The following is a 20,100-nucleotide window of genomic DNA, read 5'->3' on the forward strand; positions in this document are numbered from 1 at the left end:
TTAGATGGCTACTTTGTTGTTCTTATGCATGACTTCTCGCGCCAAATGCCGATATGCCATCGCCCCGAGTGAGCCCGAATCATATTGCAGTACAGGAAGCGCGTATGATGGCGCCTCGCTGACCCGCACATTTCTTGGTATCTTGGTCTTAAATACCATCTGACCAAGATTGTCACGAGCGTCCTTTTCGACCTGACGGGACAAGTTGTTGCGGTTGTCATACATGGTCAACACAACACCTTCGATCCTGAGGTCAGGATTCGCGGTCTGACGTACTTCGCGGATAGTCAGCATCAACTGCGACAAGCCTTCGAGTGCAAAGAACTCGCTTTGCAAGGGCACAAGGACAGAATGAGCTGCTACCATGGCGTTTACAGTGAGCAAATTCAAAGATGGCGGACAATCGATCAGAACAAAATCCAGATCAAACGAGTCAATCGCCGTCTGGCGCAGCGCATCATGCAATAAATAGCTGCGTTTCTCATTCGAGATCAGCTCAATATCTGCTGAACTTAGGTCAACGGTGGCCGGAATTACAAAAAGATCTTTAATTTCTGTTTCCTGTACCACTGCTTCCAACGATGCGTCGTCCAATATTAGGTCATAGGTTGTCCAATCGCGATCTTCGACCCCCAATCCCGTTGAGGCATTGCCCTGGGGGTCCAGATCTACGACCAAAACCTTGCAACCTGCCTCGGCCAACCCAGCTGCCAGATTGATTGCAGTCGTGGTTTTCCCCACCCCGCCTTTTTGATTGGCAACCGCGATTATCCGAGGTCCGGCAGGACGAGACAGATCAACCACGCGCAACTCCTTTGATTTTCAGGATAACAGACTGAGGTTCTGTAAGACTTTTAATAGGATCAGCGTCGAAATTCCATTCCTTGCGTGCGTCTAAAAGCTCTTTTTTCCAGGTTGCGCCTTTTGGCAACAAAGCTACACCATTTTCACCTAAATGCCTGTCGCAAAAAGATAATAAGTTGGTCAAATCCGCTAGTGCCCGAGCCGACAAGATATCCGCACCCAAGGGATCAATTGCTTCAATTCTTCGTGCTAAGACCGTGCATTTCGCCCCGCATTCCCGGGCCACATTTCGAAGAAATGCTGATTTTCTCTGATCACTTTCAACCAGCGTAAATCGGGTTTCTGGTGTGGACTCTATTGCCATAATAGCACAGACCATTCCGGGAAACCCGCCGCCGCTGCCTAAATCAACCCAATGATCTACAGGCTTAGATGTTCTGAATACTTGAATTGAATCTTGAATATGACGAACCCAGATATCCTTTAAGCTGTTCTTTGAAACTAGATTGATTCTCGGATTCCAACGCTCAAGCAATGCAACATAGATCGCGAGACGTTCGAATGTTTCACGTGAAACATTCAGTTTCTCAGCGATGGCAACGTCTTGACCTTTCATGCGTTGCGAGCTTTCACGTCGCGCCGGAGCTTAGCCAGGACTAAAGTTAATGCAGCCGGTGTCACACCTTCAACGCGACCAGCTTGAGCAATATTGGCCGGTTTGGCTTGTGACAGCTTTTGCTTCATTTCCGACGACAATCCGTCCAGCCCAAAATAGTTGAAATCCCGAGGTATTTCATGGGCCTCGTCTCGCTTCATTGCTTCAACATCACGTTGCTGGCGCGCTATGTAGTTTGCATACAAGGCATCGCGTTCAACCTGACGGCGGATTTCCCTCTCTGTCCCTTCCAATTCAGGTTCAAGCAGGACAATATTTTCAAAAGACACGTCAGGAAAGGCGAGTACAGCCATCCCGTCGCGTCGATTTCCATCCTGATTGACATTAATCCCTGCAGCCAAAATTTCTTTGGGAGTATACGTTCGCGCAGTTAGACTGGCCTTGGCAGCCGCTAGCTTTTCGAGCTTAGTCGCGAATAGGCCCCGGCGCTGCGCCCCAACACAGCCCAGTTCCTCCCCTATCGGGGTCAGTCTTTGATCTGCATTATCAGCACGGAGGGATAGCCGAAACTCAGCCCGTGACGTGAACATCCTATAAGGTTCAGCAACCCCGCGGGTGGTAAGATCATCAATCATCACCCCGATGTAGCTGTCTGAACGGGTAAAATAGAAGGGCGCTCGAGACTGCACCTCTAACGCAACATTCAACCCGGCGACCAAGCCTTGTGCAGCCGCCTCCTCATATCCTGTAGTACCGTTGATCTGACCCGCAAGATATAGTCCAGGCATATCAGGAACGGACAAAGACGCCGACAGGATACGCGGGTCAACATAATCGTATTCGATCGCATATCCTGGTTGCAGGATTTTTGCATGTTCTAGTCCAACAATCGATTGAACGTAGGCAGCCTGAACATCTTCCGGCAACGAGGTAGAAATACCATTTGGGTATACTGTATTATCCTGAACCCCTTCCGGTTCCAAGAATATCTGATGGGACTCCTTGTCCGCAAATCGAACGATCTTATCTTCAATGGACGGGCAATACCTTGGGCCGACACCATCGATATGCCCGCCATACATGGCAGAACGCGATAGATTTTTTTCTATAATCTCATGCGTTTGTGCGTTCGTGTGAGTTATACCACATGCAATTTGTGGGGCTTTCACCGACCTAGACATGAATGAAAACAGGGTTGGCTCCGCGTCGCCATCCTGACGTTCTAATATATCCCAGTTTATGGTCCGGCCATCCAATCGGGGAGGCGTACCAGTCTTCAGGCGCGCCATGGGCAATGCAAACTCATCTAAGCGCTCTGCCAGCCGAATTGATGGGCGATCGCCCATACGACCTCCGGGACGAGACACGTCCCCGATATGGATTACTCCGCGTAAGAATGTTCCAGACGTCAAAATGACCGCCTGCGCCGGAACCTCAGATTCGTCTGCTAGCTTAACTCCGACAACACGATGACCGTCCATCAGGAAGTCAATTACTTCCCCTGTGATAACTGATAAGTTGTCTTGTTTCTCCGTTTCTTCTGCCATGGCAGCCCGGTAAAGGGCCCGGTCTGCTTGCGCCCTAGGGCCCTGAACAGCCGGGCCTTTGCGCCGGTTCAACAAACGAAACTGAATACCTGCACGATCCGCGACGCGCCCCATTACACCATCAAGTGCATCGATCTCTCGAACCAGATGTCCTTTACCTAGCCCTCCAATCGCTGGATTACACGACATGACGCCGATGTCCTGTTCGGACAAAGTCACCAAAGCAGTTTTGACGCCCATGCGCGCTGCTGCATGTGCGGCTTCGGTACCTGCGTGCCCGGCACCGATAACAACGACATCAAATTTTGAATGTTTCACGTGAAACACTCCTCACTTGCCTAAGCAGAAACTAGCAAAGATCTCATCCAAAAGGGTTTCGACATCTATTCGTCCAACCAGAGATTCAAGAGCGCGAATGGCTGTTCGCAGTTCCTCAGCTGCTATATCATACATATCTGGCCCCGATTCCAGAACCGTCTGTCCCGCAGCCAACGCTTCCGCTGCCTTTGTCATCGCAACGCGATGGCGCTCGCGGGTTGCAATACCATGGCTAGTAGCCCGATCACTTAAGATACACGATATATTGTCGATAAGGTGGTCAATTCCCTGCCCGGTTTTACCGGATATTCCACGCCCATCAGCTGCTCGTAAGTCAGATTTTGGCAAAACATGAATGTCATCTTCCTGCATCTGAATGCCTAAATCGTCAGGTGTATCCGTTAGGAATACACGCAAGTCAGCAGCATCGGCCCGTTTGCGGGCCAGCTCGATCCCTAGATTTTCGACATGATCTTCGGTTTCTCTCAAACCGGCTGTATCAAGCAGAGTAACTGGCAATCCTGCAAGATCCATACGCACTTCGATCACATCCCGCGTTGTCCCGGCATATTCAGACGTAATAGCCGCCTCGCGTCCAGCTAAGGCGTTCAACAAAGTCGATTTCCCCGCATTTGGAAGACCAACAATGGCAACTTCAAAGCCAGAGCGGATCCGCTCAGCGATGCGAACACCTTTCGCCTCTCGGGTCAGTTCGCCCATGACACCTGAAATCATTGTGCGGACTTCGGGCGTTACATCTGTGGGCACCTCTTCATCGGCAAAATCAATCACAGCCTCAAGCAAGGATGCCGCACGGATCAGATCGCGCCGCCACCCTTCAGCCAAAGTGCCCAAAGCACCTGCCAAAATCGTTTGCGCCTGTTTCCGCTGCACTTCGGTTTCTGCGTCAATCAGATCTGCAAGGCCTTCGACCTGCGCCAAATCCATCTTACTGTTTTCCAAAGCGCGCCGGGTAAACTCACCCGGCTCTGCCAGACGGAGATCATCCATATCCGACAAAGATGCCAATACGGCGTTAACCGAAGCCATGCTACCATGAATCTGAAGTTCGGCCACGTCCTCGCCCGTAAAGCTGGAGGGAGCCTTAAAGGTCAGGACCAAACCCTCATCCAACCGCGTCCCATCGGCGGCGCTAAGCGTCCGAACCGTCATCCCGCGTGATGGCAGGCCTCCACCGGCCAAAATGTTGGCCGCAGAATGCGCATGCGGACCAGAGAGGCGGATAACCGCCACCCCTGCTTTGCCTTGCGCGCTGGCCAAGGCGAATATCGTATCCATTCGAAGGCCTCGCGTTGGTTAAGACCTGTGTCAGGTATTCATCGAGTCGAAGAACTCGCCGTTCGTCTTCGTCTGTTTCAACTTCGACAACAGGAACTCGATCGCATCGGTCGTACCCATCGGGTTAAGGATGCGGCGCAGAACGAAGGTCTTGGCCAAATCACCCTTATCGACCAGCAGGTCCTCTTTCCTTGTGCCGGACTTGAGGATGTCGATGGCCGGGAACACACGCTTGTCTGCGATCTTGCGATCCAGAACGATTTCCGAGTTACCGGTGCCTTTAAATTCTTCGAAGATCACCTCGTCCATCCGGCTGCCGGTATCGATCAGCGCAGTGGCGATGATGGTCAGCGAACCACCCTCTTCAATGTTCCGCGCAGCACCAAAGAAGCGCTTGGGCCGTTGAAGGGCATTTGCGTCTACACCACCGGTCAGAACTTTACCCGAGGAAGGCACCACGGTGTTAAACGCTCTACCAAGTCTTGTGATCGAGTCGAGAAGAATAACAACATCTCGTTTATGTTCGACAAGACGCTTCGCTTTTTCGATCACCATCTCGGATACGGCAACGTGGCGCGTTGCAGGTTCATCGAAGGTCGAAGACACAACTTCCCCCTTCACCGAGCGCTGCATGTCGGTCACTTCTTCCGGGCGTTCGTCGATCAGCAGGACGATCAGATAACACTCCGGGTGGTTCTGCTCGATCGAATGCGCGATGTTCTGCAGGATCACCGTCTTACCGGTCCGCGGTGGCGCCACGATCAGCGAACGCTGACCTTTACCAATCGGTGAAACCAGATCGATCACGCGGGCCGATTTGTCCTTGATGGTCGGATCTTCGATTTCCATTTTCAGACGCTCATCTGGGTACAGAGGCGTCAGGTTGTCGAACAGGATCTTATGCTTGGCTTTTTCCGGGTTCTCAAAGTTGATCTTGGTGACATTGGTCAGCGCAAAGTAACGCTCGTTTTCGTCAGGTGCTTTGATCTCACCTTCAACCGTATCTCCGGTCCGTAATGAGTGTTTGCGGATCATATCAGGCGAAACATAGATATCATCTGGGCCTGGCAGATAGTTCGCCTCGGGCGAACGCAGGAAGCCAAAGCCGTCCTGCAGCACTTCCAGCACGCCATCGCCACCGATGGTCCATCCCTCATCCGCGCGTTCGCGCAGAATTTGGAACATCATTTCGCCTTTGCGCATAGTCGAGGCGTTCTCGATCTCAAGCTCCTCGGCCATGGCGAGCAGGTCTTTGGGGCTTTTGGCCTTAAGGTCAGCCAGATTCAGGGATTCAGTTGTCATGATGATACGAACCTCGGCCGCTTGGACCGCGGCACCAGAGTGGAAATTCAGAACGGAAGATACCTCGCCCGGACGGGCGCGTTACGCGATAGATAAGCGCTTACTTGAGAAGAGTCAAACAGGCCCTTAGAACTTCAGAACGACCGCCAGAACGATCACAACCATCAGAATGGTCGGAACCTCATTCATCATGCGATACTGCCGCCCAGTGAGCTTATTTCGCCCCTCAGCAAGGTCCTTGCGCCGGGCCATCAGCCAATGATGAAACCAGGTCATTCCGATCACAGCTGCACCTTTGACCCAAGGCCAGCTCCAATCCCATCCGACGATACCGGGCGTGAACACCATGATCAGCCCGCAGACCCAGGCCACGATCATTGCTGGACGCATGATCACGCGCATCAGCTTTTCTTCCATTTCGAAGAAAATTTCCTGCGCACCATTCACGCCCTGCGCTTTTTCGACGTGATACACAAACAGTCTGGGCAAATAGAACAACCCGGCCATCCAAGAAATCACCGCCATGATGTGCAGTGATTTCACCCAAGGGTATATTGCGAAAAGAATGTCGGTCATCGGGCTTCCCGGATCTGCCTGGAACCCTCCTAATAAAAAAATAAAGAAAGAAAAAGGAAGATGGTTTTGTAGGGAGATCAAAATCGGTGGATTACTTTTTTGTCCTGCATTTTTCCCCAGGTGGACAAAGCTATTAGCTGAGCTGCAGGATCTATTGATATTTCTAAAAACAACATAATTACAGATAGTTAATGTGATCACTCATAATATTATCTGTGGATAACCAATAGGGTATCTTGGGATAGCCTGCTTATCCGATCTTTTCGACTTATCCTTGTCCCGTCTGGACAGGATCCGGGCGACTCGGGGAAGTCTTGTGCCAAAATCCCGGGGTTGCGTGTCAACCGGAAAGTCATACAAACCGTTCAAGACTACTTAATGATTTGCACACGGGGTTTTCCACATGACTGTCCCCATAGTCCTTGCCTCGGGGTCCGAGATCCGGGCCCGGTTGCTAAAAAACGCGGGCGTCCCGTTTTCAGCTCAGATCGCGCGTGTTGATGAAGATACGGCCAAGCGTTCGCTATTGGCCGAGCAGGCATCGCCCCGCGATATCGCTGATGCACTGGCCGAGATGAAGGCGCGTAAAATTAGTTACAAGGTTCCGGGTGCCATGGTCGTGGGCTGTGATCAGGTTCTGGACTTCGATGGTCAGCTTCTGTCGAAACCGGAAACGCCGGAAGAAGCACTGGCGCAGCTAAAAGCAATGCGCGGCAAGCGGCATATGTTGCTGTCCGCCGCGGTGGTCTATCAGGATGGTGAACCGATCTGGCGGCATGTCGGTCAGGTGCGCTTGCGGATGCGGGCCAGCTCGGATGCCTATCTGCGCGATTATGTGGCGCGCAACTGGGAAAGCATTCATCATGCGGTGGGGGCCTATAAGCTGGAAGAAGAAGGTGCACGTCTGTTCGCTACCATTGACGGCGACTATTTTAACGTCTTGGGTATGCCCCTGTTGGAGCTGCTTAATTTTCTGGCCGTGAAGGGAGTGATCGATCAATGACGGACCATCGAATTCCTCTGGCCGGAGTGATTGGGCATCCAGTTGCGCATTCCCGGTCACCAAAGCTGCACGGTCATTGGCTGAAAACCTATGGGTTGGCAGGGCATTATATCCCGATGGATGTCGCGCCGGCCGATCTGGAAACTGTTCTGCACACGCTGCCCAAAGCCGGGTTTGTTGGGGCCAATGTGACTGTGCCGCACAAGGAAGCGGCTTTGCGCTTGGCAGATCACGTCTCGGATCGGGCCTCGGTCATCGGGGCGGCAAATACACTTGTATTTCGCGAGGATGGCTCGATTCATGCGGACAATACGGATGGGTACGGCTTCATGGCAAATCTGCGCGCGGGTGCGCCGGATTGGAACCCGGCGGATGGTCCGGCGGTTGTATTTGGTGCAGGTGGTGCCGCCCGTGCTGTTTTGCAGGCTTTGGCAGAGGCTGGCGTGCCAGAAATCTTGCTGACAAACCGCACGCGCACGCGCGCCGATCATTTGAAAGAAGAATTCGGCCAGCGGATCACAGTCGTGGATTGGGTGCAGGCAGGAAACGTGATCGAGAATGCCGAACTGGTCGTCAATACGACTTCGTTGGGTATGCAGGGGCAGCCGGAACTGCGCGTTCCGCTGGACGGATTGCAACCCGGCGCTGTTGTCACCGACCTGGTTTATGCACCGCTTCAAACGCGTCTCTTGCAACAGGCGGAAGAGGCGGGATGTACCACTGTCGACGGGTTGGGAATGCTGCTGCATCAGGCTGTTCCCGGATTTGAACGCTGGTTCGGTGTCCGTCCTGAAGTTGATCCCGAAACGCGCGCGGCGGCCTTGGCATGAGTTTTGCACTCGGGCTCACCGGATCAATCGGGATGGGCAAAAGCACGACCGCTCAGATGTTCGCAGATGAAGGGTGCGCGCTTTGGGATGCGGATGCGGCGGTCCATCGGCTTTATGCAAAGGGTGGTTCTGCAGTTGAGCCCATGCGCAAGGTGTTTCCATCTGCGATTGTAAAAGAAGCCGTTAGCCGCGAAGCTCTAAAAAAGATCATTTCGATTGATGCTAATGCACTGAAAATAATTGAGAATATCGTACACCCTTTGGTTGCCGAGGATCGCGCGGCGTTTCGTGCAGCGACCTCAGCCGATATCCTGGTGTTTGACATTCCATTGTTGTTTGAAACCGGTGGTGAAACTGTAATGGACGCCGTGGTCTGTGTCCGGGTTCCGGCTGATGAACAAAAACGACGCGTCATGGCGCGTGGCACGATGACCGAGGAACAGTTTGAGCAGATCCGTGCCAAACAGATGTCTAATGACGAGAAATGTGCTCAGTCTGATTTTGTGATTGAAACGGATAGTCTGGACCATGCCCGCCTGCAGGTGCAGGATGTGATCAGGCAGATACGGGCGGGGATGGCAGATGCGTGAGATTGTACTCGATACCGAGACCACCGGGTTTGATCCTGAAAGCGGCGACCGGATTGTCGAGATCGGCGCAGTGGAGCTGTGGAACCACGTGGCCACGGGAGAGACTTATCATGTCTATATCAACCCGGAACGCTCAATGCCCGATGAGGCGTTCGGGGTTCACGGAATCGGTCCCGACTTGCTGGAGAATCCACGCCCGCCGGAAAAAGGCGAAGTGACGCTTAAGGACAAGCCTGTCTTTGCCAAGGTTGGGCAAGGATTTCGCGATTTTGTGGGCGATGCCAAGCTGGTGATCCACAACGCCTCGTTCGACATGAAGTTTCTGAATGCCGAGTTGAGGTGGATGGGCGCGTCACTGATTCCCATGGATCAGGCAATCGACACACTGGCCATAGCGCGTAAACGGTTCCCGGGCTCGCCCGCCTCGCTGGATGCGTTGTGTCGTCGGTTTGGTATCGATAATTCGAACCGGGTGTTACACGGGGCGCTTCTGGACTCGGAGATCCTTGCAGAAGTGTATCTGGAGCTGATCGGAGGACGTCAGCCTGATTTCGGCCTGTCGGCAACTACAACCGCGATGGCCGGAGGCGGAGAAGAATGGCGCCCAACGGCACGACCCAATGCATTGCCACCCCGGATTACCGAGGATGAACGCGCAGCACATCAGGAATTTGTGGAAAAACTGGGCGACAATGCCCTGTGGACCCGCGCCTGATCTTAGTCAGCCGCGGGTCAATGTCTTAAGCGTTGGGTTTCTGCGCTTGTGCGGCCTGACGGCGCGCCAATTCGTTGCGATAAAGCGCCACGAAATCAATGTTATCCAGATTGACCGGCGGGAACCCACCGTCGCGAGTGATGTCGCTGACGATGCGACGCAGGAAGGGGAACAGCATGCGTGGGCATTCGATCATCAGGAACGGATGCACCTGATCCTCGGGCACGCCCTCCACGTGGAACAACCCGCAATAGTCGATCTCACACAGGAACAATACGTCTTCCAGGCCTTTGGCTTTGGAAGTTAGCTTCAGCTTGATCGAAACTTCGAATTGATGCTCGGTCGGGCGCTTCTTGGCATCCAGATTCACCTGAACCGAAATCTCTGGCTGTACATCGCCTGAGACGCCTTTCTGCGCCATCACGTTCTCAAAGGACATATCACGAATGAACTGCCCTAGGACGCGCATTTGAACCTGTGGTGCGGCTTGTGCCGCTGTGTTTTCTTTGGCGTCTTCTTCGGCCATTTATCTACTCCGGAATTGAAATTCGACACTGCTTATCAATTTGGGTGCGGTACCTCAATGCTGGTGCGGACCTTCCACCCATTTAGAGGGCTTTCCGGGTTCGTTACGCGGTCGGACTTCAGTGAATTCACCATCAATAACGTCGTCCTGATTGAACGGGTCAGGACCTGATCGAAACTGCGCGCCGGTGCCCATCTGGAATTGGGTGATGGTCGCCTTGGACCTCAGGTAGCGGAACACAGCAACGCGGATGCCCGGAACCAGCAATGCAAAACCAACCGCATCGGTGAAAAATCCGGGGGTCAACAACAATACACCCGACAAAAGGATCATAGCCCCATGTGCAAGCGGTTCGGTCGGGTCGTCCAATTCGGCAAAGGATCGCTGTAGATTGGCCAATGCCGTGCGACCTTGTGTCCGGACTAATACAGTGCCAAGAACGGCGGTCAGGACTACGATTGCAAGCGTTGGCCATAGTCCGATCAGCCCGCCAACTTGTATGAACAGGGCGATCTCAATGATCGGAACTAATAAAAAAGCCAAGAACAGGTACATTTGCGGTATCCTTTAGCATGTGCCGGGCTGTGGACTTGCGCCCAACTGTCACCTACATAGTGGCTTGAGGCCGGGTTCACAAAGTCCTGGCGCTGAAAAGAGTATGAAATGAGCGACAACCCTATGATCCAGTTGCTGGTCCTGGCCGGAATTGCCGTTTTCCTGATCCTGCGTCTGAAAAGCGTATTGGGCACACGCGAAGGGTTTGAAAAACCACCCCTTCAACAACAGCCAGATACCAATGGTACGCGCCGTGATTTCGAGGTCATTGATGGCGGGCCGGATCACGATATTACCGACCATGTCGCCGAAGACAGTGAGCAAGCGCAAACTCTGGCCGCGATGAAGCGGGTTGAGCCCAGTTTTTCCGTTAGTGAATTTGTTCAGGGTGCGCGCGGTGCCTATGAAATGATCGTGATGGGGTTCGAAAAAGGCAATCTGGACGAGATTCAACCTTTCTTGTCCGAAGAGGTTTTTGACAGTTTTGTCTCTGTGGTCGCTGATCGTGAAGACAAGGGCCTCACCATCGAAGCCGAATTTGTCGGCGTACGTGAAACTACTCTGGCAGATGTTTCGTTCGACAAGGACAGCAATCAGGCCGAGATCACCATGCGCTTTATCGGTGAGCTGACCTCGGTCGTGCGTGATCGCGGAGGGGATATCATCGAAGGCAACCCCAATACGGTTAAACGCCAAAAGGACAGCTGGACCTTTGCTCGTGTAATGGGCGCGGACGATCCGAACTGGCTACTTGTTGCCACGGACGCATGATTGCAGCGATTCGGTCGCTTCTACTGGGGGTCGTCATGACCACTGCCAGCGCCGCCGGAGCCGAGGCGACGCGATCCATCCTGTCATTTGATAACCTTGATGGCTGGGCTGCCGACGATCACGGGGCAGCCCTTTCAGTTTTTCTGAACACCTGCGGCGATCTGAAGGATCCGGATTGGCAGGCGCTGTGTGGCGTTGCCCGGACCTATGAACCTCAGGCCGCACGGTCGTTTTTTGAGCTGTTTTTCCGACCGGTTCTGGTTGAAGACGGCGATGACGCGTTGTTCACAGGGTATTTTGAACCCGAACTGGACGGCTCTAAATATCCAACCGGCAAATACCGCTATCCGCTTTACCGGATGCCTCCCGAGGCGCGAGGCGCTGGTCGGTGGCTTAGTCGCCGCGAATTGCTGACCGGAGACGCGATGACGGGCCGCGGGCTTGAGATCGCATGGGTCGATGACCCGGTCGAGTTGTTCTTTCTGCAAATTCAGGGTTCCGGTCGTATTCGCTTGCCCGATGGCAGCGCGCTACGCGTGGGATATGGCGGAGCGAACGGGCACCCTTATCGTTCAATCGGAGCCGAGTTGATCCGTCGCGGGGCGCTGGGCGCGCACGAGGTCAGTGCGCAGATGATCCGGGCCTGGGTGCGCAAAAACCCCGAAGCCGGTGCCGAGTTGTTGTTTCACAACCCCTCTTATGTGTTCTTTCGTGAAGTGAACCGGGTTGCCCCAGAACTCGGACCTCTGGGGGCCATGAATCGCTCGGTCACCACGATGCGCAGCATCGCGGCGGATCCGGCATATACGCCCCTCGGGGCGCCGGTTTGGGTTGAGAAGGATGGCAAGGCCCCGTTACGGCGATTAATGATCGCGCAGGATACTGGTTCAGCCATTAAGGGTGCCCAGCGGGCGGACATTTTCTTTGGTACTGGGGATGAGGCGGGGCAAGCTGCTGGCCGTCTGAAAGACCCCGGTCGTATGGTCGTGCTTTTGCCGATCCAGCGAGCCTATGCCCTGTTACCGGATGAATTCTGATGACACGGCGCAAACTGACGTCAGAAGAGATCGAGCTGTGGCGCAAGGTCACCAAACAAGCTGAACGATTGCACCCCGAAATACCGCAGACCGTCCATCCCACGACATTGCCAAAACCCAAACCGACCAAGACCCCAAAGGCGCGCATCGAAGCATTTGAGTTGGGCCAGACAGCGCAATCCAAACCCACGCGGAATAATCTCAAACCCTCGATCACCGAAGGATTGCGGGCAAATCCTGTGCAAATGGATACCAAGGCATTTGCGCGCATGAAACGTGGCAAGCTAAAGCCTGAGGGCAAGCTGGACCTGCATGGGATGCGTATGAGCGCAGCCCATCCCGCTTTGGTGCGTTTTATCCTGACCGCGCAAGCGCAAGGCAAGCGGTTGGTGCTGGTTATTACTGGCAAGGGAAAGGATCGCGACGAGCCCGGGCCAATTCCGACCCCGCGCGGTGTTTTGCGCAATCAAGTGCCACACTGGCTTTCTATTCCACCCTTAACGCAGGCGGTGATGCAGGTGACGCCCGCACATATCAGCCACGGTGGCGATGGGGCTTACTATGTGTACCTCAGGCGGGTTCGCTAACCCGATTGAAGTGCGCGTGCTATGCCGATCCGAACCAAGCCGCAAACGCACAAGAAGAATGCTGCGATCCAGAAGAATTGAGTGTTCAGTGAAACGCCTTTGTCGATCAACATACCGGTCAACGCCGGTCCGATTGCTGAACCCAGAACCATCACTGCAGCGGCCATGGCCTTGATTGCTCCTATGTGGCGCGTGCCATAGAACTCGGCCCAAAAGGCGCTGGGCAATGGATTATGCGCGCCAGCTGTAAGGGCCAGGAAAACCATTCCGATCAATGCCCCGCCAATCGAAGTTGAGACCGACAGGATCGCAAATCCGATGGCCATCGGTAATTGATAATAGGGCATCATCCGGGTCGTGCCCCATTTGTCCAACGCCCAGCCCGCTGCAAACATCGACAGGATCGAAACCCCTGTGAAGACCGGGAACAGAGCGACCAGTTGTATGTGGGGCCAGCCTTTGATTTCGGCGAGATGCACCTGATGAAAAAAGAAGGCGGTGATAAAGGCCGAAGGCGCAAGGATTGCGGGTGTCATAAACCAGAACAACGGGTTCAACAGCGCCTCGCGGCGCGTCCATTGGCGACCCTGCATCCCGACAGACGAGGTATTGGTCGCCAAGCTTTGCGGTGTTCGTTCCTGACGCAGCAACCGGATCAGTACGGGAATACCCAAAAGGGTTGTGCAAGCTGCAAGCCCCCATAACCAGCGCCAATCCAGAAACGCCAGAGCAGCAACGAATGTCAGGGGCAAAAGTGCCTCTCCGATTGCATACCCCAATGTTGCGATCGACAAAGCCTTGCCTCGTGTCGCTGTAAACCAGCGCGCCATCGCGACGGCCGCAAGATGGCTGCTCATCCCCTGACCGAGAAGTCTGAGAAAGAAGACCACAACGGGCAACAGAATAAGCCAAACATTCAGTGCCATCGCCAACGCGGCCAATGCCAGTCCGGTCAAAACCGCGGGGCCCAGCACGCGTACGCGAAAGATATCGGTAAGACCTCCGGCCCAGATCATCACCAGAGCGGAAACAGTTGTGCCAAGAGAATAAATCCCACCCCAGGCTCCGTGGCTTAGCTCAAATTCCGCCCGAATTTCTCCCGCGAAGATCGAGATGAAAAAGGTCTGTCCAAAGCTGGAGAGAAAGGTCAGCAGAACTCCCGCACCCAGCCAGTTTGCATTCTGGATCAGAAAGCGACGAAGGCCGGGTCGCGTCACGGGGTGCTGACCTGCGCCTGCCCGGTTTCGGTCAGAATGATTTCTGTCGCGCCATCCGTATTGCGTTCGCTGGGAGGGACGAGCACATCTATGCCGGGCCGGTCAGGACCGAATGTATTGCTGACCCTGCGGACCGAGCTGAGAATCGCCAGAAGTGCGGGCGAGGTTGCAGCCACGAAATGGGACGACCCTGCATCGCTGTTGAATGCGGTCGTGTCGATCACGTTTATCGGGTATTCGGCCAATGCGTCGGCCGAACTGATATTGCCCAGTCTCTTACTGTCCGCAGTACCGCGCAACCGCGCCGACAGGTTTAGGATCTTATCTTTCCTGGATACCATCACCACAAACGGATCTGGCGGGTTTTTGATGCTGTTCATCTGTGACCTAAACAGATCGACATCCAGATCGGGCGAGATCAAGATAACCCCCTCCAGATTGCGGTTTGACCAGCCGGGTTCACGCAGTTCGGCTTGCCGCATCATTTCCATCGACAATGCACTGCCCATCGAATGCGCGATTAGGATAACCCGTTTGACGCCCATTGATTTGAGCAGCCGGATCGTCTGCTCCAACCCATCGCGGGCAAACAGCATACTGTCCAGATCATAGGCATATCCTGTTCCGCGCGCCTGGCTGGGCCAGGAATAGATCAGAGTGGTTCCGGGAATACCGATATCATGGCTTAGCTGGGCTGCACGAAAGGCAGTTTCGGTTTGCGTTGCGTTATAGCCGTGGACAAAGATCACCACGTCATCCACACCACGCAACCGGGTCATTAGATCTTGCGGACCTGAAAACTCGGTAACATCCGCTACAACAAATTGTTTGTTCGGATTCGGGTTCGCGTAGGAGAAATTTAGGTCACCCGGCGTGTGCGACGGCGGGATCGAGACAGTCATCTCAAGATACCGCAAAGCCTCGGCGCGTTTTGCGCCATAGCTACCATCCATGTCGCGCGCGCGGGTTGTTGCTGCAAAGACCGTTGCAGGGGTACCGACCTTCAGCGCTTCGGGCGTGATCTCGGTTATCGAGCGGTCCGCGCAGGCGGCCAGCAGGCACAGGTTCGCGATGATGATCAAATAGCGCAGCACGGTCTGTCCCTACACGGTTACAGCACTACGCTATCGCATTCCCGCCGCGCGTCTAGACCGAGGGCACGAGCAACAGGCAAAAACCGGCTCGCTGCTGTTACAAAACGTAACGGCTGAGGTCGGTCGATTTTGTTAGTTCACCTAGATTGGCGTCCACAAACCCCGCATCAACCGTAATCTCAGCACCTGCCTGATCCGGCGCGGTGAATGAAAGCTCTTCGAACACGCGCTCCATCACTGTGTACAGCCGCCTCGCACCGATATTTTCAATGCTCTGATTCACATCAGCGGCAATACGGGCCAAGGCTGCGATTCCGTCTTCGGTGAAGCTGACCGTGACCTCTTCGGTACCCATCAGGGCGGTGTACTGGAGGGTCAGCGCATTATCGGTTTCGGTCAGAATGCGCACGAAGTCTTCTTCAGTCAGCGCTCGCAGTTCCACGCGGATCGGCAGTCGACCTTGAAGTTCCGGCAACAGATCCGAGGGCTTTGCGATGTGGAACGCGCCGGATGCAATGAACAGGATATGGTCGGTTTTCACCGGGCCATGTTTGGTGCTGACTGTGGTTCCTTCAATCAGCGGCAGCAGGTCGCGCTGAACCCCTTCCCGGCTGACATCGCCACCGCGCGCGTCCGAGCGGGCGCAGACCTTGTCAATCTCATCCAGAAACACGATGCCATTCTGCTCAACAGACTCCAACGCAACGCGGGTGACGGTTTCGTCGTCCAGCAGCTTGTCGGCTTCTTCCCCGATCAGGGCATCGTAGCTTTCGGCGACGGTCATGCGCTTCTTGACCGTGCGACCACCGAAGGCTTTGCCGAATATATCGCCCAGATTCATCATCCCCATCTGACTGCCGGGTTGGCCCGGAACGTCGAACATCGGCATCGGGTTTGAGGTATCGGACAGCTCCAATTCGATCTGGGTATCGTCAAGCTCACCGGCCTTAAGCTTCTTACGGAACATCTCACGCGTGGCTTCGCGGGCGTCGGCGCCTGCAATCGCCTCGATCACGCGATCCTCGGCGGCTTGATGGGCGCGGGCTTTGACATCTTCCCGCATGAATTCGCGGGTTTGCAGGATCGCAGCATCGGCCAGATCGCGCACGATCTGTTCAACATCACGGCCGACATAGCCAACCTCGGTGAATTTGGTGGCTTCAACCTTAATAAACGGCGCGCGGGCCAGCTTGGCCAAACGGCGGCTGATCTCGGTCTTGCCCACGCCAGTGGGGCCGATCATCAGGATGTTTTTCGGATAGACCTCGTCGCGGATATCATCCGGCAACTGTTTGCGCCGCCAGCGGTTGCGCAGCGCTACGGCGACAGCGCGTTTTGCGTCTTTCTGCCCGATGATAAAGCGGTCCAGTTCCGAGACAATCTCGCGCGGGGTCAGGTCGGTCATATGTGTTCTATCCGTCTGTTTCGCTGCGGAACCTAATCATACGGCGCGAAAACACAAGCCGATCACGGAAAGATCACGGCAACTCACAGACGACACACGGAAATTCGTGGCGATGTGAATCGTCAATCATGCGGCAACTGCGGCATAACCCTTTGCGACGGACACCCCAGTCCGCATCATTTTACGGAGATACCTCATCATGATGACTCGTCGTTCGCTTTTTGTGAAAGCTGCAGCTACAGGCGCGGCCCTGACCCTGGCCGGCACGACCTCTGCCCTGGCCGGCGGCGCCAAAAAGAAAGGCACGTTCGAAGGTCGCTCGAACCACATCACCACTGGTTCGGTGAAGCTGGTCAAAGACGGCGAACGTTACATCGTTGAACTGGGTCAGGACTTTTCGCTGGATGGTGGCCCGGACCCACGTGTTGCGTTTGGGAAGGACGGCACATATGCCCCCGACAGCAAGTTAGGCGCGCTGCTGCACCTGACCGGCAAGCAATCCTATGCCGTTCCGCCAACCATGGATGTCTCGGCCTATAACGAAGTCTACATCTGGTGCGAGGTTGCTGGTGTCCCGCTGGGCGTCGCTTCGCTGAAGTAATCACGACTGTCAGAGGTCGGAGTTTCCGGCCTCTGACACGCCGTTAGGCAACAGTGCAACTGTCTGTTACACTCGCCCCAAGATATTGGAACTGGGGGCGTTTTTATGACCAAGATTGCCAAGATTACCTTGCTGTTCGTGGTTTTTGTCGACCTGATCGGGCAAGGTCTGGTGTTTCCCATAATCAACTCTCTGATCATGGAAACAAAGTCGGGCTTTCTACCGGAAAGCACGGCCATGGGCACCCGGCATTTCTATTATGGTCTGGTGATCGGCTGCTTCTTTCTGTCTTGGTTCCTGGGGGTGGTCTATGTCTCGAAAGTCTCGGACTCCATCGGGCGCAAGAATGCCCTTCTGGTTTGCTTGACCGGAGCGCTGGCCGGCTACGCCCTGACCATCGCCGCGCTTTATATGAACAGCTTGCTTTTACTGATCATTGGCCGGTCGATCACCGGATTTACCGCTGGCAATCAGCCGATTGCGCAGGCTGCAATGATTGACGGCAGCACGGATGCAGCCGACCGAGATCGCAACATGGGCTACATCGTGACTGGCGTCAGCTTTGGCCTTGTAGGCGGCCCGATTATCGGCGCGGTCCTGTCAGATGCCGCCTTGCTGGGCAGTGCAGCGACGTTAAAGACACCTTTCTACGGGGCGTTTGTTCTGGTCCTGATCGCGATCTTCCTCGTGACCACATTCTTCAAGGATACCAGGACCGAGAGCGAACCCTTTGTCTTCCGTCCCCGTGACATCACCGATAGTCTCATAGCTGTCCGTGAGCACCCTTTGGTTCTCAAAATCATGCCCGTCTATGCGCTGTTCATGGTTGCCAACGTCACTTTCTATGTGTTCGTCGACAACTTCCTGACCAGCGCGTGGGGCTATGGCGTGATCGGAGGTAGCATGGCGATGGTGGTGATCGGCGTTGCGCTAGCCTTCTCCAGCACCTTCCTTGTGAAGCCTGCACAGGAACGATTCAGCAAGCACCAGATCATCTATACGTCATTGGTGGTTATGGTGATCTGCGGCTTTGGCTTTGCCTTCAGCCCAAGCGGTGTGCTGAGCTTCATCCCGGTCTTCTTCTTCTATTTCTTCTTCGGTGTATCTTATCCGACGCTGCTGGGCTTGTTCTCATCCAGCGTTTCCGAAACGGATCAGGGCTGGGTTATGGGCGTAACCACAGCCGTGTTCTGCCTGGCAGGCGGCATCATGTCCCTGATCGGAGGCGGATTGATGAGCATCGACATCCGCGTGCCCTACTACATCGTAATCGTGACCGCGCTGATGGGTCTGATCGGGATGCACATGCGCTGGAAAGGGAAAGAGATTAAAGCGCTACTGGCCTAAAGAACATCCGCTGGAGCGGAAGGGGTTACCTACTCCTGCTCTTCCTCGATTATTTCTTCGTCAAGTTTGCGCTGGCTTTCCTGTAGTGGCGCGCGCTCAATCAGTGCCCAGATTTCCTTTTTAGTCTTCTTAGAAACAGCGCCTCGAGCTTCCAGCTCGATCAACAGCGAGCGTGTTTGATCTTCGGTACAGCCTATTGTTCTGCTGAGCCGTTCCAGAGTTTTGAACTTGTATTTCGTATCCCTCAACATGGACTCTAGGAGCTTCTTGCGCGGCTCTGACCATGTCTTGGCGTGCTTCCGGCTTCGATATTCCTCAAGCACAATCGGCCCAACAATGCCGCCAATCAGCCCACCAAATATCGCTGCCAGAACTGCACTCATGATCCGATCGTCTCAACCGTCAGATTGCCATTGGTATAGACGCAGATATCCGCAGCAATTGCCATGGCTTCACGCGCCACATCCTCGGCCGGTTTATCGCTATCCATCATCGCGCGGGCCGCCGCCAAGGCAAAGTTGCCGCCCGATCCGATTGCAGCGACGTTGTGTTCCGGCTCAAGCACGTCCCCTGCCCCTGTGATCACGAGCAGATCCTTACCATCGGTAACGATCAGCATCGCCTCAAGCTTTTGCAGGTATTTGTCGGTGCGCCAGTCCTTGGCCAGCTCGACCGAAGCGCGCGCCAGTTGGCCGGGTGTTGCCTCAAGCTTGGCTTCCAGCCGTTCCAAAAGAGTGAACGCATCCGCCGTAGATCCGGCGAACCCGGCGACCACCTCGAACCCGCCCGGTGTTAGGCGACGTACTTTTCGTGCGGTGCCTTTGATCACGGTTTGGCCTAGGCTGACCTGCCCGTCCCCGGCGATGACAACCTGCCCGCCCTTCTTGACGCCAATAATGGTGGTGCCGTGCCATCCGGGAAAATCGCTGTCTGCCATGAATGCCTCCGTTATCCGTGCTGCCATATATGGGCCGGGCACGGGTTCTGCGCAACCAGTTCTCAAACCGCCCAAAAGATATGCAGAAAATGCAAACCGGGACTGTTGAGTCAGCATTTGTGAGACTCAGCCGGTGACGTTACATGAGGCTCACAACCGACAACGGGTCGGCTGTTTCTGTTAAAAAGGACTACGCACATGGCAAACGCTGTCGCAAAAACCCATGCGCCGCTCGGAGCAGTCACCATCCTGCACGCAGTGGACGTATTCTCCCACTCATTCGAAAATGTTGTCGAATGGTATCAATCTCGCAAGACCCGCAATGAACTGGCGCGTCTGAGCGATGAGCAACTGGATGATATCGGCCTGAACCGTGCCGACATCGCCAAGTTCTGATCTAGGATCAGAATTAGACGTAAGATG

23 protein-coding genes are annotated in these 20,100 nt (G+C 54.6%); 10 read left to right on the forward strand and 13 right to left on the reverse strand.

The window, feature by feature from the left end; all coding sequences use genetic code 11:
* From ACR0MQ_RS18450 to ACR0MQ_RS18475, 6 genes are all read right to left on the reverse strand, one after another.
* Positions 1 to 804: an AAA family ATPase gene (locus ACR0MQ_RS18450; protein ID WP_170773584.1), complete on the reverse strand. Its 804-nt coding sequence runs from the start codon at positions 802 to 804 to the stop codon at positions 1 to 3.
* Complete coding sequence (gene rsmG / locus ACR0MQ_RS18455; RefSeq protein WP_170773582.1) at positions 797 to 1,420, reverse strand: 16S rRNA (guanine(527)-N(7))-methyltransferase RsmG; 624 nt, start codon at positions 1,418 to 1,420, stop codon at positions 797 to 799. Before rsmG ends, ACR0MQ_RS18450 begins: the two co-directional genes overlap by 8 nt.
* Entirely contained in the window at positions 1,417 to 3,285 is a 1,869-nt protein-coding gene (gene mnmG, locus ACR0MQ_RS18460) for a tRNA uridine-5-carboxymethylaminomethyl(34) synthesis enzyme MnmG (protein WP_480610019.1), read from the reverse strand. The genes rsmG and mnmG overlap by 4 nt, the downstream gene beginning before the upstream one ends.
* Positions 3,286 to 3,297: 12 nt before the next feature.
* Positions 3,298 to 4,584: a tRNA uridine-5-carboxymethylaminomethyl(34) synthesis GTPase MnmE gene (mnmE, locus tag ACR0MQ_RS18465; protein WP_480610021.1), complete on the reverse strand. Its 1,287-nt coding sequence runs from the start codon at positions 4,582 to 4,584 to the stop codon at positions 3,298 to 3,300.
* Positions 4,585 to 4,614: 30 nt separating this feature from the next.
* Positions 4,615 to 5,886: a transcription termination factor Rho gene (rho, locus tag ACR0MQ_RS18470; protein WP_010442979.1), complete on the reverse strand. Its 1,272-nt coding sequence runs from the start codon at positions 5,884 to 5,886 to the stop codon at positions 4,615 to 4,617.
* Positions 5,887 to 6,012: 126 nt separating this feature from the next.
* Positions 6,013 to 6,462, reverse strand: a complete 450-nt coding sequence (locus tag ACR0MQ_RS18475) for a CopD family protein (RefSeq protein ID WP_480610024.1) — start codon at positions 6,460 to 6,462, stop codon at positions 6,013 to 6,015.
* 403 nt (positions 6,463 to 6,865) lie between these two features.
* Between ACR0MQ_RS18475 and ACR0MQ_RS18480 the strand changes: the two genes are divergently transcribed.
* From ACR0MQ_RS18480 to dnaQ, 4 genes are read left to right on the forward strand one after another with little or no spacing between them, the layout of a single operon-like run.
* Positions 6,866 to 7,465 carry a Maf family protein gene (locus ACR0MQ_RS18480; RefSeq protein WP_480610026.1) on the forward strand — a complete coding sequence of 200 codons (600 nt, stop codon included), beginning with the start codon at positions 6,866 to 6,868 and terminating at the stop codon, positions 7,463 to 7,465.
* Complete coding sequence (locus ACR0MQ_RS18485; protein ID WP_170773574.1) at positions 7,462 to 8,295, forward strand: shikimate dehydrogenase; 834 nt, start codon at positions 7,462 to 7,464, stop codon at positions 8,293 to 8,295. Before ACR0MQ_RS18480 ends, ACR0MQ_RS18485 begins: the two co-directional genes overlap by 4 nt.
* Positions 8,292 to 8,885, forward strand: a complete 594-nt coding sequence (gene coaE / locus ACR0MQ_RS18490; protein WP_480610028.1) for a dephospho-CoA kinase — start codon at positions 8,292 to 8,294, stop codon at positions 8,883 to 8,885. Before ACR0MQ_RS18485 ends, coaE begins: the two co-directional genes overlap by 4 nt.
* Positions 8,878 to 9,600: a DNA polymerase III subunit epsilon gene (gene dnaQ, locus ACR0MQ_RS18495; protein ID WP_170542524.1), complete on the forward strand. Its 723-nt coding sequence runs from the start codon at positions 8,878 to 8,880 to the stop codon at positions 9,598 to 9,600. The genes coaE and dnaQ overlap by 8 nt, the downstream gene beginning before the upstream one ends.
* A gap of 25 nt (positions 9,601 to 9,625) precedes the next feature.
* On the opposite strand, the gene secB is transcribed toward dnaQ, so the two are convergent.
* On the reverse strand, positions 9,626 to 10,126 hold the full coding sequence (gene secB / locus ACR0MQ_RS18500; protein WP_170542522.1) for a protein-export chaperone SecB: 501 nt from the start codon (positions 10,124 to 10,126) through the stop codon (positions 9,626 to 9,628).
* 54 nt (positions 10,127 to 10,180) lie between these two features.
* A complete protein-coding gene (locus ACR0MQ_RS18505) occupies positions 10,181 to 10,681 on the reverse strand; it encodes an FxsA family protein (protein WP_170773570.1) in 501 nt (166 codons plus the stop codon).
* A gap of 108 nt (positions 10,682 to 10,789) precedes the next feature.
* On the opposite strand from ACR0MQ_RS18505, the gene ACR0MQ_RS18510 reads away from it, so the two are divergent.
* From ACR0MQ_RS18510 to ACR0MQ_RS18520, 3 genes are read left to right on the forward strand one after another with little or no spacing between them, the layout of a single operon-like run.
* Positions 10,790 to 11,452 (forward strand): Tim44/TimA family putative adaptor protein, encoded by a 663-nt coding sequence (locus tag ACR0MQ_RS18510; protein ID WP_010442987.1) that lies wholly within the window; start codon positions 10,790 to 10,792, stop codon positions 11,450 to 11,452.
* Positions 11,449 to 12,489 carry a murein transglycosylase A gene (mltA, locus tag ACR0MQ_RS18515; protein WP_480610032.1) on the forward strand — a complete coding sequence of 347 codons (1,041 nt, stop codon included), beginning with the start codon at positions 11,449 to 11,451 and terminating at the stop codon, positions 12,487 to 12,489. Before ACR0MQ_RS18510 ends, mltA begins: the two co-directional genes overlap by 4 nt.
* Complete coding sequence (locus ACR0MQ_RS18520) at positions 12,489 to 13,076, forward strand: Smr/MutS family protein (protein ID WP_170773566.1); 588 nt, start codon at positions 12,489 to 12,491, stop codon at positions 13,074 to 13,076. Before mltA ends, ACR0MQ_RS18520 begins: the two co-directional genes overlap by 1 nt.
* On the opposite strand, the gene ACR0MQ_RS18525 is transcribed toward ACR0MQ_RS18520, so the two are convergent.
* The 3 genes from ACR0MQ_RS18525 to hslU all read right to left on the reverse strand — a co-directional run bounded on the left by ACR0MQ_RS18525 (position 13,073) and on the right by hslU (position 16,792).
* Positions 13,073 to 14,293: an MFS transporter gene (locus tag ACR0MQ_RS18525; protein ID WP_480610034.1), complete on the reverse strand. Its 1,221-nt coding sequence runs from the start codon at positions 14,291 to 14,293 to the stop codon at positions 13,073 to 13,075. The genes ACR0MQ_RS18520 and ACR0MQ_RS18525 overlap by 4 nt on opposite strands.
* Positions 14,290 to 15,387, reverse strand: coding sequence for an alpha/beta hydrolase (locus ACR0MQ_RS18530; protein WP_480456953.1), 1,098 nt, complete (start codon positions 15,385 to 15,387; stop codon positions 14,290 to 14,292). Before ACR0MQ_RS18530 ends, ACR0MQ_RS18525 begins: the two co-directional genes overlap by 4 nt.
* 97 nt (positions 15,388 to 15,484) lie before the next feature.
* Positions 15,485 to 16,792, reverse strand: coding sequence for an ATP-dependent protease ATPase subunit HslU (gene hslU, locus ACR0MQ_RS18535; RefSeq protein WP_480610036.1), 1,308 nt, complete (start codon positions 16,790 to 16,792; stop codon positions 15,485 to 15,487).
* Positions 16,793 to 16,991: 199 nt separating this feature from the next.
* On the opposite strand from hslU, the gene ACR0MQ_RS18540 reads away from it, so the two are divergent.
* Together ACR0MQ_RS18540 and ACR0MQ_RS18545 are read left to right on the forward strand one after the other, a co-directional pair.
* A complete protein-coding gene (locus tag ACR0MQ_RS18540) occupies positions 16,992 to 17,393 on the forward strand; it encodes a DM13 domain-containing protein (RefSeq protein ID WP_170542507.1) in 402 nt (133 codons plus the stop codon).
* Positions 17,394 to 17,498: 105 nt separating this feature from the next.
* A complete protein-coding gene (locus ACR0MQ_RS18545) occupies positions 17,499 to 18,740 on the forward strand; it encodes an MFS transporter (RefSeq protein ID WP_480610038.1) in 1,242 nt (413 codons plus the stop codon).
* A 29-nt stretch (positions 18,741 to 18,769) separates the two neighbouring features.
* On the opposite strand, the gene ACR0MQ_RS18550 is transcribed toward ACR0MQ_RS18545, so the two are convergent.
* Together ACR0MQ_RS18550 and hslV are read right to left on the reverse strand one after the other, a co-directional pair.
* Entirely contained in the window at positions 18,770 to 19,123 is a 354-nt protein-coding gene (locus tag ACR0MQ_RS18550) for a hypothetical protein (protein WP_480610040.1), read from the reverse strand.
* The gene (gene hslV, locus ACR0MQ_RS18555) at positions 19,120 to 19,677 is read right to left on the reverse strand and encodes an ATP-dependent protease subunit HslV (RefSeq protein ID WP_170397812.1); all 558 of its coding nucleotides are present in this window, start codon (positions 19,675 to 19,677) and stop codon (positions 19,120 to 19,122) included. Before hslV ends, ACR0MQ_RS18550 begins: the two co-directional genes overlap by 4 nt.
* A 198-nt stretch (positions 19,678 to 19,875) precedes the next feature.
* Between hslV and ACR0MQ_RS18560 the strand changes: the two genes are divergently transcribed.
* Positions 19,876 to 20,073, forward strand: coding sequence for a DUF1127 domain-containing protein (locus ACR0MQ_RS18560; RefSeq protein WP_170542499.1), 198 nt, complete (start codon positions 19,876 to 19,878; stop codon positions 20,071 to 20,073).
* Positions 20,074 to 20,100: the final 27 nt, after the last annotated feature.

Source organism: Ruegeria sp. AN6 (genome assembly GCF_056540425.1).

What these genes read in the sequence shown, in the direction of transcription:
- ACR0MQ_RS18480 (WP_480610026.1), top strand. Translation starts at nt 6,866, where the DNA reads ATGACTGTCCCCATAGTCCTTGCCTCGGGGTCCGAGATCCGGGCCCGG.
- ACR0MQ_RS18545 (WP_480610038.1), top strand. Translation starts at nt 17,499, where the DNA reads ATGACCAAGATTGCCAAGATTACCTTGCTGTTCGTGGTTTTTGTCGAC.
- coaE (WP_480610028.1), top strand. Translation starts at nt 8,292, where the DNA reads ATGAGTTTTGCACTCGGGCTCACCGGATCAATCGGGATGGGCAAAAGC.
- ACR0MQ_RS18505 (WP_170773570.1), bottom strand. Translation starts at nt 10,681, where the DNA reads ATGTACCTGTTCTTGGCTTTTTTATTAGTTCCGATCATTGAGATCGCC.
- ACR0MQ_RS18560 (WP_170542499.1), top strand. Translation starts at nt 19,876, where the DNA reads ATGGCAAACGCTGTCGCAAAAACCCATGCGCCGCTCGGAGCAGTCACC.
- mltA (WP_480610032.1), top strand. Translation starts at nt 11,449, where the DNA reads ATGATTGCAGCGATTCGGTCGCTTCTACTGGGGGTCGTCATGACCACT.
- hslU (WP_480610036.1), bottom strand. Translation starts at nt 16,792, where the DNA reads ATGACCGACCTGACCCCGCGCGAGATTGTCTCGGAACTGGACCGCTTT.
- ACR0MQ_RS18540 (WP_170542507.1), top strand. Translation starts at nt 16,992, where the DNA reads ATGATGACTCGTCGTTCGCTTTTTGTGAAAGCTGCAGCTACAGGCGCG.
- ACR0MQ_RS18510 (WP_010442987.1), top strand. Translation starts at nt 10,790, where the DNA reads ATGAGCGACAACCCTATGATCCAGTTGCTGGTCCTGGCCGGAATTGCC.
- ACR0MQ_RS18520 (WP_170773566.1), top strand. Translation starts at nt 12,489, where the DNA reads ATGACACGGCGCAAACTGACGTCAGAAGAGATCGAGCTGTGGCGCAAG.
- rsmG (WP_170773582.1), bottom strand. Translation starts at nt 1,420, where the DNA reads ATGAAAGGTCAAGACGTTGCCATCGCTGAGAAACTGAATGTTTCACGT.
- secB (WP_170542522.1), bottom strand. Translation starts at nt 10,126, where the DNA reads ATGGCCGAAGAAGACGCCAAAGAAAACACAGCGGCACAAGCCGCACCA.
- ACR0MQ_RS18485 (WP_170773574.1), top strand. Translation starts at nt 7,462, where the DNA reads ATGACGGACCATCGAATTCCTCTGGCCGGAGTGATTGGGCATCCAGTT.
- hslV (WP_170397812.1), bottom strand. Translation starts at nt 19,677, where the DNA reads ATGGCAGACAGCGATTTTCCCGGATGGCACGGCACCACCATTATTGGC.
- ACR0MQ_RS18475 (WP_480610024.1), bottom strand. Translation starts at nt 6,462, where the DNA reads ATGACCGACATTCTTTTCGCAATATACCCTTGGGTGAAATCACTGCAC.
- dnaQ (WP_170542524.1), top strand. Translation starts at nt 8,878, where the DNA reads ATGCGTGAGATTGTACTCGATACCGAGACCACCGGGTTTGATCCTGAA.
- mnmE (WP_480610021.1), bottom strand. Translation starts at nt 4,584, where the DNA reads ATGGATACGATATTCGCCTTGGCCAGCGCGCAAGGCAAAGCAGGGGTG.
- ACR0MQ_RS18550 (WP_480610040.1), bottom strand. Translation starts at nt 19,123, where the DNA reads ATGAGTGCAGTTCTGGCAGCGATATTTGGTGGGCTGATTGGCGGCATT.
- rho (WP_010442979.1), bottom strand. Translation starts at nt 5,886, where the DNA reads ATGACAACTGAATCCCTGAATCTGGCTGACCTTAAGGCCAAAAGCCCC.